Source organism: Mycobacterium sp. IDUB_3 (assembly GCF_055419585.1).
Genome location: NZ_JBVAXZ010000001.1, coordinates 1,034,124 through 1,051,050, shown reverse-complemented (window position 1 = coordinate 1,051,050; position 16,927 = coordinate 1,034,124). Strand labels below are relative to the sequence as shown.

At 67.2% G+C, this 16,927-nt stretch carries 13 protein-coding genes; 3 read left to right on the top strand and 10 right to left on the bottom strand.

Translation table 11 applies throughout. The features are described from left to right. Positions 1-62: 62 nt before the first annotated feature. Together ACZYVJ_RS04545 and ACZYVJ_RS04540 are read right to left on the bottom strand one after the other, a co-directional pair. Complete coding sequence (locus tag ACZYVJ_RS04545; protein ID WP_463829936.1) at positions 63-1,004, bottom strand: diacylglycerol kinase; 942 nt, start codon at positions 1,002-1,004, stop codon at positions 63-65. Then, on the bottom strand, positions 1,001-2,581 hold the full coding sequence (locus ACZYVJ_RS04540) for an FAD-binding oxidoreductase (RefSeq protein ID WP_463832836.1): 1,581 nt from the start codon (positions 2,579-2,581) through the stop codon (positions 1,001-1,003). The genes ACZYVJ_RS04545 and ACZYVJ_RS04540 overlap by 4 nt, the downstream gene beginning before the upstream one ends. Before the next feature lie 47 nt (positions 2,582-2,628). On the opposite strand from ACZYVJ_RS04540, the gene ACZYVJ_RS04535 reads away from it, so the two are divergent. Further along, positions 2,629-3,198 (top strand): TetR/AcrR family transcriptional regulator, encoded by a 570-nt coding sequence (locus ACZYVJ_RS04535; protein WP_463829935.1) that lies wholly within the window; start codon positions 2,629-2,631, stop codon positions 3,196-3,198. Continuing rightward, positions 3,195-4,736, top strand: a complete 1,542-nt coding sequence (locus ACZYVJ_RS04530) for a glycerol-3-phosphate dehydrogenase/oxidase (protein WP_463829934.1) — start codon at positions 3,195-3,197, stop codon at positions 4,734-4,736. The genes ACZYVJ_RS04535 and ACZYVJ_RS04530 overlap by 4 nt, the downstream gene beginning before the upstream one ends. A gap of 26 nt (positions 4,737-4,762) precedes the next feature. Here ACZYVJ_RS04530 and ACZYVJ_RS04525 read toward each other — a convergent pair whose 3' ends face one another. Further along, positions 4,763-5,203 carry a hypothetical protein gene (locus ACZYVJ_RS04525; RefSeq protein ID WP_463829933.1) on the bottom strand — a complete coding sequence of 147 codons (441 nt, stop codon included), beginning with the start codon at positions 5,201-5,203 and terminating at the stop codon, positions 4,763-4,765. Between the two features lie 191 nt (positions 5,204-5,394). Here ACZYVJ_RS04525 and ACZYVJ_RS04520 point away from each other — a divergent pair, with 191 nt between their 5' ends. Continuing rightward, positions 5,395-6,933 carry an FAD-dependent monooxygenase gene (locus tag ACZYVJ_RS04520; protein ID WP_463829932.1) on the top strand — a complete coding sequence of 513 codons (1,539 nt, stop codon included), beginning with the start codon at positions 5,395-5,397 and terminating at the stop codon, positions 6,931-6,933. 17 nt (positions 6,934-6,950) lie between these two features. Here the strand turns inward: ACZYVJ_RS04520 and ACZYVJ_RS04515 are convergent, their stop codons facing one another. The 7 genes from ACZYVJ_RS04515 to aceE form a co-directional block, all read right to left on the bottom strand. Further along, positions 6,951-8,372 (bottom strand): acyl-CoA carboxylase subunit beta, encoded by a 1,422-nt coding sequence (locus tag ACZYVJ_RS04515; RefSeq protein ID WP_463829931.1) that lies wholly within the window; start codon positions 8,370-8,372, stop codon positions 6,951-6,953. A gap of 32 nt (positions 8,373-8,404) precedes the next feature. After that, positions 8,405-9,658 carry a 3-oxoacyl-ACP synthase KasB gene (kasB, locus tag ACZYVJ_RS04510; protein ID WP_463829930.1) on the bottom strand — a complete coding sequence of 418 codons (1,254 nt, stop codon included), beginning with the start codon at positions 9,656-9,658 and terminating at the stop codon, positions 8,405-8,407. A gap of 26 nt (positions 9,659-9,684) precedes the next feature. After that, entirely contained in the window at positions 9,685-10,935 is a 1,251-nt protein-coding gene (kasA, locus tag ACZYVJ_RS04505) for a 3-oxoacyl-ACP synthase KasA (RefSeq protein ID WP_463829929.1), read from the bottom strand. Next, positions 10,932-11,279 carry a meromycolate extension acyl carrier protein AcpM gene (gene acpM / locus ACZYVJ_RS04500; RefSeq protein WP_064877187.1) on the bottom strand — a complete coding sequence of 116 codons (348 nt, stop codon included), beginning with the start codon at positions 11,277-11,279 and terminating at the stop codon, positions 10,932-10,934. The genes kasA and acpM overlap by 4 nt, the downstream gene beginning before the upstream one ends. A gap of 87 nt (positions 11,280-11,366) precedes the next feature. Next, a complete protein-coding gene (locus ACZYVJ_RS04495; protein ID WP_463829928.1) occupies positions 11,367-12,275 on the bottom strand; it encodes an ACP S-malonyltransferase in 909 nt (302 codons plus the stop codon). Between the two features lie 140 nt (positions 12,276-12,415). Beyond that, entirely contained in the window at positions 12,416-13,741 is a 1,326-nt protein-coding gene (locus tag ACZYVJ_RS04490) for a PucR family transcriptional regulator (RefSeq protein ID WP_463829927.1), read from the bottom strand. Between the two features lie 224 nt (positions 13,742-13,965). Next, positions 13,966-16,755 carry a pyruvate dehydrogenase (acetyl-transferring), homodimeric type gene (aceE, locus tag ACZYVJ_RS04485; RefSeq protein ID WP_463829926.1) on the bottom strand — a complete coding sequence of 930 codons (2,790 nt, stop codon included), beginning with the start codon at positions 16,753-16,755 and terminating at the stop codon, positions 13,966-13,968. Between the last annotated feature and the right edge of the window lie 172 nt (positions 16,756-16,927).

The following is a 16,927-nucleotide window of genomic DNA, read 5'->3' as shown; positions in this document are numbered from 1 at the left end:
GGCCTTGCTTTCCCGTAGCTGGAAGTCTTTCACGTCTGCCAGTGATAGTCAGCAAATCCAGCTCACCGCTCTCGGTCTGCTGGTACGCCCGGGCGCAGAATCTGCAGAGCGCCCGCAACCACCGAGATCTCAGCCGGTAGCGCGCAGGCGAAGTCGCCGTCGGCGTAGACGTTGATGCCGGGGCACTCGACATGGATGGATTTGGCCCGCGCCGTGCTCACCTCGTCGAGGTTGACGTGGGTGCCCTTCATCACGGTGGGGAACAGGCGGACCAGCTTGGTGCGCGATGCCTCATGCACCATGGTGATGTCGAGCAGGCCGTCGGTGTGGTCGGCGCCGGGGCAGATCTGCAGCCCGCCGCCGTAGCTGCGGGTGTTGCCGAAGGCCGCGAGCGTGATATCCGCGTCGATCTCTTTGGTCCCGTCGAGCACCATGCGAAATGGCAGGAGCCGCAGCTGTGACAGCTCGGCGAGCATCGCGACGTAATAGCGCAGCCGGCCGTGCGGCCAGCTCATCCGGTTGGCGCGATCGGTGACCAGCGAATCGAAGCCGGCGGCCGCCACGGTGCCGAACCATTTCTCGGCCCCGCTGCTGTCCCGAATCAGGCCCAGGTCAATGGATTCCGTGCAGCCGTCGACGACGATGTCCGCGGCGGTCTCGGCGTCCTTGGTGGGGATGCCGAATTCGCGGGCGTGGTCGTTGCCGGTGCCGGCCGGAATCACGCCCAGCGGAATGTCGGTGCCGGCCAACACCTGCAGGGCGTTGGAGACAACGCCGTCGCCTCCGGTCACCATGACCGCATCGGTGCCGTTCTCCAAGGCCGCGCCCACCAGGTGGCGCGCGTCTTGCGCATCGTCGCCGATGATTTCGACGACCTCCACGCCGCGGCGGTGCAGCCGGGCAATCGCGAGCTGGGCCGCGTGGATCGCGGCGCCGTGGCCCGATACCGGGTTGGTCAGCGCGATCACCTTGCCGATCTCTCGGCGGTGCAGCTCGGCCGTCACGGAATCAGCTTGCCGGGATTGAGAATTCCGGCCGGATCCAGCGTCGCCTTGACCGCGCGTAATACCTGCACTCCCAGCTCGCCTATCTCGTCGCGCATCCACGGCCGGTGGTCGACGCCGACCGCATGGTGGTGGGTGATGGTCCCGCCGGTGGCCATGATGGCATCCGACGCGGCCTTTTTGGCGGCTTTCCATTGCTCGATCGGGTTGCCCCGTTGCCCGGCGACGACGGTGAAGTACAACGATGCGCCGGTGGGGTAGACGTGGGAGATGTGACACATCACCAGGGCGGGCGTGCCAGTCGCGGCGAGCGCGTCGGTAAGTGACTGTGTGACAGCGGCTTTCAGCCCGGGGACGCCTGCCCAGTCGGTGGCGGTCTCCAGCGTTTCGCACAGCGCTCCCGCCGCCAGCAGCGAATCGCGCAGGTACGGAGCGCCGAACCGGCCGTGCTCCCAGGCCTGGGCCGGACCGTCGCCCAGCGAGGTTCCGCCCTGGGCCGCCAGCAGCGCGCTGGTTTCGGCGTGCCGGCTTTCGACGTGTTCCGCGGTGCCCTCGAACATGGTGATGGCCAGGCATCCGCCGGTGATCTGAGATTCGCCGATCGCCTCGGTGGTGGCCAGGTTGACTCCGGTCTCGGCCTCGTCGGAGAGCCGAATGACGGTGGGGCCGGTGGCATTCTGGGTGACGGCGCGCAGGGCCGCGGCCCCGGTCTCGAAATCGGGGAACGACCACGCCTCGTAGCGGACGGCTTCCGGCGCGCGGTGCACGCGCAGCCGCACCTGCGTGATGACGCCCAGGGTGCCCTCCGAGCCGATCAACAGCTGGCGCAGATCGGGGCCCGCGGCGGATTCCGGTGCGCGACCCAGATCCAGGGTGCCAACCGGGGTGACCACGCGCAGACCGCGCACCATGTCGTTGAACCGGCCGTAGCCCGCCGAGTCCTGACCGGAGGAGCGGGTCGCGGCGAAGCCGCCGATGGTGGCGTACTCAAAGCTCTGCGGAAAATGGCCGAGCGAAAAACCTTGCGCGCCAAGGAGTCGTTCGGCCTCCGGTCCGGTGACCCCGGCCCCGAAAACGGCCTGGCCGGACACCTCGTCCAGCGAGATCAGTTGATCGAAGCGGCGTAAATCAAGAGAGACGACGGCGGAGAACTCCCCGCGGTCGGGATCGAGCCCACCGACCACGCTGGTGCCCCCACCGAAGGGCACGACGGCGATGCGATGCTGCGAGCAGTGGCGCAGGATCTCGGCCACCGCTTCGTCATCGCCGGGAAGCAACACGGCGTCGGGCGCATCCTGGACCCCGCGGTCGTTGCGACGCAGCAGGTCGATGGTCGATTTGCCGCCCGCATGCAGCAACCGATCGGGGTCCGCCGTGCGGCAGTATTCGGCGCCGACGATCGCGGCCAGTGCGTCCCGATCGGACTGCGACAACGCCGACGGGCGCAATTGCACTTGGTCGGATCGCGGTTCGGCCGTGCGGGACCCCTCGACCCCCACGGCCTGCTGCAGCAATGACCGGATGCCCTCCGAGAGCGGCTTGGCCGCGGCGGGATCTCCCCACGCGTTCCATTTCATCGGCGGCAATAGCCCCTGAGGATCGGTCATGCGTTACAGTATTACATATGTTGTCAATCCGTAACACCGAGTTGGATACCGGCGAGCGCATCCTCGCGGCGGCCGCCAGCTGCGTGGTGGATTTCGGCGTGGACCGGGTGACCCTCGCCGAGATAGCCCGGCGCGCGGGTGTCAGCAGGCCGACGGTGTACCGGCGGTGGCCGGACACGCCGTCGATCGTGGCGGCGCTGTTGACCCAGCACATCACCGAGGCGATGCGGGACGCTCCGCTGCTTGGGAACGATCGGGAATCGCTTGTGCGACAGATAGTTACGGTAACCGATCTGTTACGGGCGGACCGATTGGTGATGTCGGTGCTGCGCTCGGATCTCGCGTCGACGTACATCACCGAACGCCTGGGGACCAGCCAGCGCATGTTGATCGACGCGCTCGCCGCCCGGGTGCGGGTGGCTCAGCGGCACGGCAGCGTCCGGCTCGGGGACCCCGTCCAGATGGCGACCATGGTGTTGCTGATCGCGCAGTCGACCATCCAGTCGGCGCGGATCGTCGAACCGATGCTCGACGCCGACGCGCTGGCCACCGAGCTGGCCTACTCGCTGAACGGATACCTGTCGTGATACCCGATCCGACCGCCCTGAACGCCGCCCGCCGCGCCGCCGACCTGACCGCACTCGCCGAGGGTGAAACGCTGGACGTCGTGGTGATCGGCGGCGGCATCACCGGCGCCGGCATCGCGTTGGATGCCGCCGCGCGTGGCCTGCGGGTGGCGCTGGTGGACAAACACGATCTGGCGTTCGGCACCAGCCGCTGGAGTTCCAAGCTCGTGCACGGCGGGCTGCGCTACCTGGCGACCGGCAACCTGGGCATCGCCCGACGCAGCGCCATCGAGCGCGGAATCTTGATGACGCGCAACGCCCCCCACCTGGTTCATGCGATGCCCCAGTTAGTGCCGCTGCTGCCGTCGATGAGCCCGGGTAAGCGTGCGCTGGTGCGCGGCGGCTTCATGGCCGGTGACGCGCTGCGGTTCCTCGCCGGCACCCCGGCGTCGACCCTGCCTCGCTCGCGCCGGGTTTCGGCCCAGCGCGTCGTGGAGATGGCGCCGACCGTGCGGCGCGACGGCCTGGATGGCGGCTTCCTGGCCTACGACGGTCAATTGATCGACGACGCCCGACTGGTCACCGCGGTCGCGCGCACCGCGGCGCAGCACGGCGCGCGGATCCTGACCAAGGTGTCGGCATCGCTGGCCAGCGGCACCTCGGTGCGGCTGACCGACCTGCACTGCGGGGAGTCGTTCGACGTGTCGGCGGGCGCGGTCATCAACGCGGCCGGGGTGTGGGCAGGCGAGATCGACGGATCGTTGCGGTTGCGGCCCAGCCGGGGCACGCATCTGGTCTTCGATGCCCAGGCCTTCGGCAATCCGACTGCGGCGCTGACGATTCCGATTCCGGGTGAGCTCAACCGCTTCGTGTTCGCCATGCCCGAACAATTGGGCCGGGTTTATCTGGGGCTGACCGACGAAGCGGCTCCCGGCCCCATTCCCGACGTGCCCGAACCGTCGGTCGAAGAGATCACGTTCCTGCTGGACACGGTGAACACCGCATTGGGCACCGGGCTCACCGCCACCGACGTGATCGGCGCCTACGCCGGGCTGCGGCCGCTGATCGATACCGGCGAAGGACGCACCGCCGACGTGTCCCGCGAACACGCCGTCGTGGAATCGGCGTCCGGGGTGATCAGCGTGATCGGCGGCAAGCTGACCGAATACCGCTATATGGCACAGGATGTGCTGGATCGCGCGATTCGGGTGCGGCGCCTGCGCGCCGGAAAATGCCGGACCCGCAACCTGCCGTTGATCGGAGCTCCGGCCAATCCCGGGGTGATCGCAGCGCCGGATACCGAGCTGCCGGTGTCGCTGGTGCAGCGGTACGGCGCCGAGGCGCCCAAGGTTGTCGCCGTCGCGGCCTGCGACCGGCCGACCGAGCCGGTCGTAGACGGAATCGATGTCAGCAGAGCGGAATTCGCGTATGCGATAACCCATGAGGGCGCGCTGAATGCCTCCGACATCCTGGACCGGCGGACCCGGATCGGCTTGGTCGCGCGCGATCGGGAGCGGGCCGTGGCTGTCGCCGAGGAGTTCCTGGCGCGCTTCGGCTAGCGACCGTCGGCGCGTGGAGACCGCACCTAGTTCGACGACTTATCGGAGTCCTCGGACTTATCGGAGTCCTCGGAGTCCTCGCTGTCTTTGGAGTCCTCGCTGTCCTCGGAGTCCTTGCTGTCCTCGGACTTGTCGGTGTCTTTGGTGTCGTCGCTGTCCTCGGAGTCCTCGGAGTCGTCGGAGTCCTCGGAGTCAGAGGTGTCCTCGGACTTCTTGGTGTCTTTGGTGTCTTTGCCGTTCCCGGACTTCTCGGACTTATCGGAGTCCTCGGAATCGTCCTTCGTGTCGGAATCCGCGGACTCTTCGAGCTTGGCTGCGAACTTCGTCAACAGGCCAGCGAGGTCACGGGCCTCTTCAGCTGATATCGAATCGTCGAATATCCGTTTGTCGCTTTCTGAGATGCGCGCAACGTAAACCGCGTTGCTTTGGATGCCGACGTCCCACCGGCCCCCCTCTTCACGAACCATCCGATGCCGCCTTCTGTCTGATACCTGATTGCACTGACGCTGCCCTGGTGCGTTGTTTACCCACTCTTGCTGACGCGCAACGGCCCTTGGCTGGCATTTCCGGTAGCAAACCGGGCATATTATGACAGTTAATGCATAATGGTAGTCGCTGTCATAATTGTAGTCTGGTGCTAGGCCCGGAGGTGAATGCGATGGTTACCCGTGTTCCGGTGCTCATTGTCGGAGCCGGCGTCGGCGGGCTGGCGACGTCGGCGCTGCTGGCCCAATACGGGGTCCGCGCGCTACTGGTCGAGAAGCGACGAGAATTCTTCCTCTATCCGAAGGCCCGCAATCTGAGTTTCCGCAGCTCGGAAGTGCTGCGCGGCCTGGGGCTTCGCGACGAGGTGCGCGCGGTCGCCGAGCACGTCTCGGCGATGGTGGTCAGGCCCACGCTGAACAGCGCCGTGGAAGAACCGGCGCTCGACGTCAAAGCGATCTTCGCCGGCCTGGACAAGTTGAGCCCCGAGCCGGCGGCACAATATTGCCCGCAGAGCCGGCTCGAGCCGATCCTGCGCGATGCCGCCCGACGAGGCGGCAACGACGTGCGCTACGGCACGGAGGTGTCCTCGATCCAGATGGACGACACCGGGGTCACCGCGGTGGTGCGCGACGCGGAGTCGGGGGAGTCGGAGACCATCCGCGCCGACTATCTCATCGGCGCCGACGGCGTGCACAGCCCGATCCGTAGCTGGCTGGGCATCAGCGCATCCGGATATGGCGCGCTGCCGATCTATGTCGTCTTCATCTACTTCCGGGCGCCGTGGCGACGGTTCATCCCGGAGTTGCACGACGGCGATGGCGTACAGGTCAAGAACGACGACGTGGACGGCATCTTCCTGGTCGCCCAAGGCGATCTCGGCATGTTCATCACCACCTACCTGCCCGGCGCGGGCGAATCGGCCGAGCAGTTCACCCCGCAGCGCTGCCGCGAGGTGCTCACCAAGGCGATCGGCGAGCAGATCGACATCGACATCATCGAGGTAGCTGCGTGGCAACCCTACGAGCTGGTGGCCGACCAATTCAGTTGTGGGCGCGCATTTCTCGTCGGCGATTCGGCGCACACCATGCCTCCGTTCAAGGCCGGGGGAGCCAACACCGCCATTCAAAGCGCGCACAACCTGGCGTGGAAACTCGCCGCCGTCCTGCACGGCACGGCCGCGCCCGAGCTGCTGGCGACCTACCATGCTGAGCGTCATCCGGTGGGCCGATTCACTGCGCGCCAGTCCCTCACCGGGCCGTCGGTGGCGCTGCTGCGGGCGGGTGGCGACGTGCCGCAGTTGCCGGCCGACGAAGAGTGCTCGATGTTTTCCTTGCTCATCGGATACCGATACCGCTCGGCCGCAGTCGTCACACGCGATGCGGACGGCGATGGCCTGGTGGACGAGCTGTGCGCCCAGCCCGGCACCCGGGTGCCGCACGTCTGGGTGCGCGACGGCGTCTCGACACTCGATCTGCTTGGACCCCGATTCACCGTGCTGTCCGGGGACGAGCGATGGTGCGCTGCGGCCGCTTCGGTGTCGCTGGCCGCGCATCGGTTCTACAGCGACGAGTGGGGAGCGGTTACCGGACTGCCCCCGGAGGGGGCGCTGCTGATCCGCCCGGACGACTTCGTCGGGTGGCGCGCCGACGAATTTCCCGCCGACCCCGAAGGGGTGCTACGGCAAGCGCTTTCGGCGATTCTGGCCCGTTAACTCCGCGGGCCGAATAATTACAGCGGGATGTTCTTGTGGCGGCCGCGGCGCGCGGGCGCCTGGGCCAGCGCCTCGGTGAGCTTGCTGCGGGTGTGCGACGGGTCGATCTTCTCGTCGACCACGCCGATCTCGATGGCGCTGTCTACGCCGCCCGCGATCCGCTCGTGCTCGGCGGCCAGCTGGTCGTGCAGCGCTTCGCGCTCGTGATCCGCCGCGGCGGCCAGCTTCTTCTTGTGCAGAATGCCGACGGCGGCCTTGGCGCCCATCACCGCAACCTCGGCGTCCGGCCACGCGTACACCTTGGTCGCGTTCAGCGACCGGGAGTTCATCGCAATGTAGGCCCCGCCGTAGGTCTTTCGGGTGACCAGCGTGACACGCGGAACCGTGCACTCGCCGAACGCGTGCAGCAGCTTGGCGCCGCGGCGCACCACGCCGCCCCACTCCTGGTCGACACCGGGCAGATAGCCGGGCACGTCGACGATCACGACCAGCGGAATACCGAACGCGTCACACAGCCGCACGAAACGTGCTGCCTTCTCGGCGCTTTCGGAGTTCAGACAACCGCCCAGACGCAGCGGGTTGTTGGCCAGCACGCCGACCGTGCGCCCGGACAACCGGCCCAGACCGATCACCATCGACGGCGCCCAGTTGGCCTGGAACTCGTCGAACGGCGTCTCGTCGTCGAGGATCGCGGTCACGATCGGGCGGACGTCGTAGGCCCGCCGCGCCGACTCGGGCAGCAGCGCGTGGATGTCGGTGTCACCGGCCTCGGCCTTGTTGCGGTCGAAATGCCCCTGCTGGCAGAACAACCCGACCAACCGGCGACCACGCTCAAAAGCGTCGAGCTCGTCGTCGGCGACGATGTGGCACACCCCGGACTTCTTGTGGTGGGTCTCAGGGCCGCCGAGCGAGCACATGTCCACGTCCTCGCCGGTGACGCTGCGCACCACGTCGGGCCCGGTGACGAACACCCGGCTCTCCGGGGCCATCACGATCACGTCGGTCAGGGCCGGCCCGTAGGCGGCGCCGCCGGCCGCGAAGCCGACGACCACCGAGATCTGCGGGATGTAGCCGGATGCCCGGATCATCGCCTCGAAGACCAGGCCCACCGCGTGGAGCGCCTTGACACCCTCGGCCAGCCGCGCACCGCCGGAGTGCCAGATACCCACGATCGGGCTCTGCTCCTCGATGGCGGTGTCGTAGGCGTTGACGATGTGCGTGCAGCCCTCGATGCCCATCGCGCCGCCCATGACGGTGCCGTCGGTGCAGAACGCGATGGCGCGCACACCGTTCACGGTCCCCGCGGCGGCAAGGACGCCGGAACGGTCGCGCTCGTGCAGCAGCTCGACGGTGTCATCGTCGAAGAAATTGCTCAAGCGCAACAGCGGGTCGCGAGGGTCGAGCGACTCGCCAACCGTCTCGGGGGCCGTGATAGTCATCGCAGGTCTCCTGATGTTCGGTGTTGCTTGGTTCAGTACCGCCCGAAGGCGATGGACACGTTGTGTCCGCCGAAGCCGAACGAGTTGTTGATCGCGTACTCGTAGTTGCCGGGGCGGGGTTTGCCTGCCACGACGTCGAGGTCGATTTCGGGGTCGAGGTTTTCCAGGTTGAGCGTGGGCGGGACTACCTGGTCGCGTAGGGCGAGCACGGTCAGGATGGATTCCACGGCACCGACCGCACCCACTGAGTGGCCGAGTGCGGCCTTGGGGGCATAGACGGCCGGTTTGTTGCTGCCCAACGCGTTGTTGATGGCCTTGGCCTCGGCGACGTCTCCGACCGAGGTGCCGGTGGCGTGGGCGTTGACGTGGCCGATGTCGGAGGGGCTGAGCCCGGCGAGCTGGATGGCGCGGCTCATGGCGTGTCCGGCGCGTTCGCCGTTGGGGTCCGGGGCCACCATGTGGTAGCCGTCGGAGGTGATGCTGGCGCCCATGATGCGGGCCAAGATGTTGGCGCCGCGGGCTTTGGCGTGTTCCTCGGTCTCGATGACCATCAGCGCGCCGGCCTCGCCGAACACGAAGCCGGTGCGGTCGCGGTCGAACGGGCGACAGGCGCCCACCGGGTCGTCGTTCTTGGTCGACATCACGATGCGCATCTGGGCGAACGCCGCGATCGGCACCGCCTCGATCTTGGTCTCGACGCCACCGCAGATGGCGATGTCGGCCTCGCCGAACACGATGTTGCGCCAGGCCTGCGCCACACCCTCAGAACCCGACGCGCACGCCGATATGGGCGTGATCACCCCGGCCTTGGCGTGCCGTTCCAGTCCCACCGCTGCCGAGGCGCCGTTGGGCATGTACTTCTGCACCCCGAGCGGCGAGACGGCCTTCATGCCACGCTGGCGCATGTCGTCGTAGCTGTAAACCAACTCCTCCGAGGACCCCAGGCCGGTGCCGATGGACACCATCAGCCGATTGCTGTCGACCTCGGGGGAGCCGGCGTTCTCCCAGACCCGGCGGCCCAGAATGGTGGACATCCGCTGCAAGTAGCCCGTCCGGCGCAACTCGATGCGGGTCATCTGGCTGTCGAATTCCTCCAGCAGATGCCCGCCGATACGCACCGGCAGGTCGAATTCCTCGACGAAGGGGTCTTCGAGGACCCGGATTCCACTTTGGCTGTCCAGCAACAGCTTCCAAGTGGTTTCGGCATCAGTCGCCAGCGCGGTCGTCATGGCGACGCCAGTGACGACCACGTTTGGGAGCGCTTTCCCGGTAACCAGCTCTGTCATGGGTCTTGCGAACGTTCCTTCCGTGCTCAGTAACGCCCGAAGGCGAGGGCCACGTTGTGGCCACCGAACCCGAATGAGTTGTTGATTGCATAACGGAAGTCGCCGTAGCGGGGTTCGCCCGCGACAACGTCCAAAGCGATCTCGGGATCGGGGGTTTCGTAGTTGAGTGTTGGCGGTATCACGCCGTCCCGAAGGCTCAATACCGTGAGAACAGATTCCAGAGCCCCGACGGCACCGATGGAGTGCCCCAGAGCCGACTTCGGTGCGTACACGGCCGCCTCTTGGCAACCCGCGACGCGAATGGCGTTGGCCTCGGCCGTGTCACCGATCGGCGTTGCCGTCCCGTGGGCGTTGACGTGGTCGACGTCCTTGGGGGACAACCCTGCGAGCTCCAGCGATCGGGTCATGGCGCGACCGGCGCGCACGCCGTCCGCCGCCGGTGCCACCATGTGGAACGCGTCCGAGGTGATGCCTGCACCCATCAACCGGGCCAGTGGCTTGGCGCCACGAGCCTTGGCGTGCTCTTCGGTCTCGATGATCATCAGCGCACCGGCTTCACCGAACACGAAGCCGTCGCGGTCCTTGTCGAATGGCCGCGATGCGCGCTCGGGCTCATCGTTGCGTGTCGACATGGCCCGCATCATCGAGAACGCCGCGATGGGCAGCGCTTCGATGGGGCCCTCGACCCCGCCGCAGACAGCGAAGTCCGCGTCACCCATGACGATCTGACGCCACGCGTGGGCGATCGCCTCCGACCCCGACGAGCAGGCCGAGACCGGGGTGATGACCCCGGCGCGGGCGCCGAGCTGCAGGCCCACCACCGCCGCGGCGCCGTTGGGCATGATCATCTGAACGGCGAGCGGCGACACCTTGCGGGGGCCACCCTCGTTCATCAGGTCGTAGGTCTCAACGATCCGCTCGGCGCCGCCGAGCCCGGTGCCGACCACGACCGAGAACCGGTCGGGGTCGACCTCGGGGCTACCGGCGGACTCCCACAGCTGAGTGCTGAGCACCTTGGCCAACCGCTGGACATACGACATGCGCCGCATGTCCAGCCTGCTCATGTTTTCGTCGATGGGCTCCTTGAGGTGACCGCCGATCTTGACGGGCAGATCCCACTTGGTGACGAACTCGTCTTCGAGGACGTGGATGCCGCTTTCGCCGGCCAACAAGCCCTTCCACGTGCTCTCGATGTCCGGCGCGATCGATGTCGTCGCCGTGACGGCGGTTACCACAACATTGGGGTAACCGCCATTAGCAGTGGAAGGCTTGCTCACTTGCTGTCTGCTTCCAGCCTCGACTTGACGTTGGCGACCGCGTCGGGGTTCTCGGTCTCCAGCTTGGCGCGCAGCGCCTCGGCGGCCTCGGGGTTCTCTTCCTCGAGCTTCTGGATGTAGGAGACGACGTCACCGACGGTACGCAGACCAGCGAGGTCCTCGTCGGGGATCTTGACGCCGTACTTGTCCTCGGTCTGAACGGCGATCTCGACCATCGACAGCGAGTCGATGTCCAGGTCGTCGACGAAGGACTTCTCCGGGGTGACCTCGGAGGGCTCGATACCGGTCACCTCTTCGATGATCTCGGCGATACCGGCGATGATTTCTTCCTGGCTGACGGCCACGGCGTTCTTCCCTTCGTAATGTGTTGCGTGTTAGTCGAATTGACGTGATATGCGGTTGTACTGGTTATGCAACTGGTCGAGCTGGCTTTAGAGCTCGGCCAAAGCGTCCAGGTCTGCGGGCGACTTGACGGCACGAGCCGTAACCCCCCGAAGTTCTCGTTTGGCGATGCCGGTGAGAGTGCCCGCGGGCGGGAACTCCACGGCCGCAGTGACTTCCAGGTCACGCAGCGTCGCGGTGCACAGGTCCCAGCGGACGGGTTGGGTCAGCTGAGCGACCAGCGCCTCCATCGCCGCGGCCGCCGATGTGACCGGCTTGCCGTCGCGGTTGGACAGCAGCTTGGCGGTGGGCTCGGACGTCTGAACGGCGGCCGCAGCAGCGGCGTAGCCGTCGAGCGCCGACGCCATGTACTTGGTGTGGAACGCTCCGGCCACACCGAGGGCGCGCACCCGGGCCTTCTCCGGCGGGTCTTCGGCCAGCTTCTCCAGCGCGGTCAGCGGGCCGGCCGCGACGATCTGCCCGGCGGCGTTGCGGTTGGCCGGGAACAGGTCGAGCTGCTCGAGGCGGGCCAGGACGTCGCCCTCGTCGCCGCCGAGCACCGCGGACATGCCGGTCGGCTCGACGGCACATGCCTTGGCCATCTCGGCGCCGCGGGTGGCGGCCAGCGCGACGGCATCGTCGGCGGCGATCACGCCGGCGATCGCGTAGGCGGCAATCTCTCCGACGGAATGGCCGGCCACGACCAGCTCGGCGTCCGATAGCAGGCCGCGCTTGGTCAGCTCCTGGTGGGCCAGCAGCGTGGCGGCCACCACCAGCGGCTGGGTGACGGCGGTGTCGGTGATCTCTTCGGTCGATGCGGTGGTGCCCAGGCGCACGAGGTCGACGCCACTGGCCTTGGACCACAGCGCCAACTGGTCAGCGGCGCCGGCGAGCTCCAGCCATGGCGAGAGCATCCCCTCGGTCTGCGAACCCTGTCCGGGCGCAAGCAATGCAATCACGTGTTTAAGAGAACACTGTGGAAACGGTTTTGGCGGGTGTAACAGATTATGAACCTCGTCTTAGGTTTTTGTGCAGACCCTACAAAACGGCCCCGTAAGCTACGGGTTTGATATCGTGCCGCGATCTGTTGCCTGGGTCACTATCCCACGAATTGCCCCGCAACAGGCGCTTTGACCGGCAGCGGAACCGGTGGCATGGCGTTGTTGGCGGCGCTAGATGGAGTGGTCGGGTAGTTGAGCTGTCCGACCGTCGCCGCCACTCGCAGGACATATGCGTCGCGGGGCTGCATGGGATCGCGGCCGGTGAAGTCGGTGATCCGCTTGAGTCGGTAGCGCACGGTGTTTGGATGAACGAACAACTTTCTGGCACAAGCCTCAATGGCGCCGCCACAATCTAAGTAAGCGTCAAGAGTCTCGATCAGCGTGGGACCCGCGTCGGCCAGGGGGCCCATCACGTCGGTATGCAGCGCCACGATCGCCGATGCATCGCCCATCAGGGCCCGTTCCGGCAGCAGTTCGCGGGCCGGCACCGGACGTGGCGCTCCGCGCCAGCCGCCGACGGCGTTCATGCCTGATATCGCCTCGCTGGCGCTGTGGTAGGCCGCCGTCAGCATGGGCGCGGTGGGTCCGACGACGACGGGCCCGTCGGCGAACGCGGCCAGCAGATCGCCCAGGAATTTGTCGGTTGGTGACAGTTGGCCGGACACGATCGCGACCAGCCAGGTGCCGTGCACGTCGGTGAGGGCCGCGCGCCCGTGCTGTGCGGCGATATCGCGGACGTGCTGGCTCGCGCGCTCGCTGTCATCGGGGCCGGTCGACCCGTCGCGGCCGGGGGCCGGGGTGCCGACCACGACCGTCGCCGGGGCGGTGGTGTCCCAGTTCAGCGCCGCGGCGCGGGACAGCAGCTCGGGGCCGGTGTCGCCGCGGACCACCGCGTCGACGACGCTGGCCTCCATCCGGCTGTCCCAGGTCCCGCGGGCCTCGGCCGCGTTCGCGTAGGCGGTCGCGGCGGTGAACGCCAGGTCGCGGCTGTACTTGAGGATGCCCACCGTCAGCGCGGTCAGCTGGTCCTCGGAGCGGGCCAGCAGCGGGACGACCTCCTCGAAGAAGTCCATGGTCACGCGCGCCATGTCCACGCTGTGGCGCAGCGCGATGCGGCGGGCGAGGTCCTGGGGCACCAGCTCGAAGGCCTGCGCGGTGTGGCTGACGTTGCTGTGCGGGTCCTGCATCCACTCGGCGAAGTTGTTGATGGCCGTCTGCACCACCAACGCCATGCTGGCCCGCTGCGACGCTTCCAGGTCGGAGAAGAACGGCAACCGATCGCCCATCACCGAGACCGCCTCGGTGGCCAGCCGACCTGAGTACTGCTTCAGCCGCCGAAGAACCGACTCCGGCACCGTGTCCAACAGCTCGAGGGGAGAGCGGGGCTGCTTGGCGAACGGACCGGCGAAGGGATTGTCATTCACTCCTAAAACCTACGCGTCTTTTCTGGAAGTTTCCGCCAAAGATGCCGCGTGGCGTTCTTAAGAATGCCTCAAGGTAGCGGGTCGCGGGCAACTTGGGTGCCCACCGCGGCGTGTTTCGGGCCGCGAGCGTGAAGTTAGTTTCACACTCGGCGCCCAGCGTGAAACTAACTTCACGCTCAGCGGGGCGGGTAGGTCTTGCGCCGAGCCGGGGTAAGGCCTACGGGTCAGGCCACGCCGGGGTCCGACGTCTGCTCCGGGGCCGCCAGCACGTCGTCGATCTTGTACTGGCGGGCGGCAGCGATCGGCACCGACGGGTCGATCTCACCGTCGCGGGCCAGCGCCTCCAGCACCGCGACAACCTGCGACTCGGCGTCGGTGTTGAAGTACCGCCGCGCCGCGGGCCGGGTGTCGGAGAAGCCGAACCCGTCGGTGCCCAGGGTGACGTAGGTGCCCGGCACCCACGGCCGGATCTGCTCGGGCACCGCACGCATCCAGTCGGACACGGCGACCACGGGCCCGGTGGCGTTCGACAGGGCCTGGGCGACGTACGGGACGCCGGCCGGCCGGTCCGGGTGGCGCAGGCGCGCCCGGTCGACGGCCACGCCGTCGCGGTTCAACTCGCCCCAGCTGGTCACCGACCACACGTCGGCGGCGACGTCCCACTCCGCGGCCAGCATCTGCGCGGCCTTCAGCGCCGACGGCATGGCCACCCCCGACGCCAGGATCTGAGCCTTGTTGGCCCGTTGTTCGGTGGCGACGTGATAGCGATACAGGCCCCGCAGCACGCCCTCGGGGTCGAAGTTCTCCGGCTCGGGCGGCTGCACGTACGGCTCGTTGTAGATGGTGATGTAGAAGTAGACGTCCTCGGGGTTCTCCCCGAACATCCGCGCCAGCCCGCTCTCGACGATGTAGGCGATCTCGAAGGCGAATGCGGGGTCGTAGGCGACCACCGCCGGGTTGGTGCTGGCCAGCAGCAGCGAGTGGCCGTCGGCGTGCTGCAGGCCCTCGCCGGTCAGCGTGGTGCGGCCGGCGGTGGCGCCGAGCAGAAAGCCGCGCGTCATCTGGTCGGCGGCGGCCCACAGGCCGTCACCGGTGCGCTGGAAGCCGAACATCGAATAGAAGATGTAGATCGGGATCATCGGCTCGTTGTGCGTCGCATATGAGGTGCCCGCCGCGATGAACGAACCGACCGACCCGGCCTCATTGATGCCCTCGTGCAGGATGTGGCCGCCTTCGCTTTCCTTGTAGGCCAGCATCAACTCGGCGTCCACGGCGGTATACAGCTGACCGTTGCGGTTGTAGATCTTCAGCGACGGGAACCACGAGTCCATGCCGAAGGTGCGCGCCTCGTCGGGAATGATCGGCACGATGCGCGGTCCGATCTCCTTGTCCCGCAACACTTCCTTGAAGGTGCGCACCGTCGCCATGGTGGTGGCGACCTCCTGGGTCCCCGACCCCTTCTTCAGCGCGGCATAGATGTCGCGGCCGGGCAGCCGCAGCGCCTTCGCCTTGGTCCGCCGCTCGGGCAGGAAGCCGCCGAGGGTGCGCCGGCGATCGACCATGTAGCGGATCTCCTCGGCGTCGGAGCCGGGGTGGTAGTAGGGCGGCAGGTAGGGATCCTCTTCCAGCTGGGCATCGCTGATCGGAATCCGGATCGCATCGCGGAAGTCCTTAAGATCTTGCAGCGCAAGCTTTTTCATCTGGTGCGTGGCGTTGCGGCCCTGGAAATGCGCACCCAGCGAGTAGCCCTTGATGGTCTTGGCCAGGATCACCGTGGGCTGACCCTTGTGGTCGACGGCGGCGCGGTAGGCCGCATAGACCTTGCGGTAGTCGTGGCCGCCGCGCTTGAGGTTCCAGATCTCGGAATCGCTCATGTTCTCCACGAGGGCCTTGGTGCGCGGATCGCGGCCGAAGAAGTGGTCACGCACGTACGCGCCGTCGTTGGCCTTGTATGTCTGGTAGTCGCCGTCCGGGGTGGTGTTCATCAGGTTCACCAGCGCGCCGTCGCGGTCGGCGTGCAGCAGGGCGTCCCATTCGCGGCCCCAGACCACCTTGATGACGTTCCAGCCGGCGCCGCGGAAGAACGACTCCAGCTCCTGGATGATCTTGCCGTTGCCGCGCACCGGGCCGTCGAGGCGCTGCAGGTTGCAGTTGATCACGAAGGTCAGGTTGTCCAGGCCCTCGAGTGCACCGACGTGCAGCAGTCCGCGGCTTTCCGGCTCGTCCATCTCGCCGTCGCCCAAAAAGCACCACACGTGCTGGTCGGAGGTGTCCTTGATGCCGCGGTCATGCAGGTAGTGGTTGAACCGGGCCTGGTAGATGGCGTTCATCGGGCCCAGCCCCATCGACACCGTCGGGAATTCCCAAAAGTCGGGCATCAGCCGCGGGTGCGGGTAGGAGGGCAGTCCGCCGCCGGCGTGGCTGTGCTCCTGTCGGAAGCCGTCCATCCGGTCGGCGGTGAGCCGACCCTCCAGGAATGCGCGCGCATAGATGCCAGGCGACGCGTGGCCCTGGATGAATATCTGGTCCCCGCCGCCGGGGTGCGACTTGCCGCGGAAGAAGTGGTTGAAGCCGACCTCGTACAGCGCCGCCGACGAGGCGTAGGTCGAAATATGGCCGCCCACACCGACTCCCGGGCGCTGGGCGCGGTGCACCATGATGGCGGCGTTCCACCGGATCCACGCTCGGTAGCGCCGTTCGACGTCCTCGTCGCCGGGGAACCACGGCTCGAGTTCGGTCGGAATGGTGTTGACGTAGTCGGTGGACGTCAGCGACGGGATGGCGACTCGCTGCTCGCCGGCCCGCTCCAGCAATCGCAGCATCAGATAGCGCGCCCGCGACGGGCCGGAGCGCTCCAGCAATTCGTCGAAGGACTCCAGCCACTCCGACGTCTCTTCCGGATCGATGTCGGGTAGGTAGGAGGCCACCCCCTCGCGGATCACCCGAACGCGGTCGGGTTCGGTTGCGCCGGTGGGGTTTGTGGCCAGATCGTGGCGCACGAACTCAGTTGTCAACGCACTACTCCTGTTGTGTGGCGGAATGTGTGCCGTAACGGGTGGGTCGCACCCTGTCCACCATCGTGCCGCACCGGCGTTTCGGGTGGAGAGCCGACGTCGGGTAGCCGGCCCAGCTCCACCTGGCGAACACCAACTCGGCGTGTATGGGGCAGGTGCGCAACCCACCCGG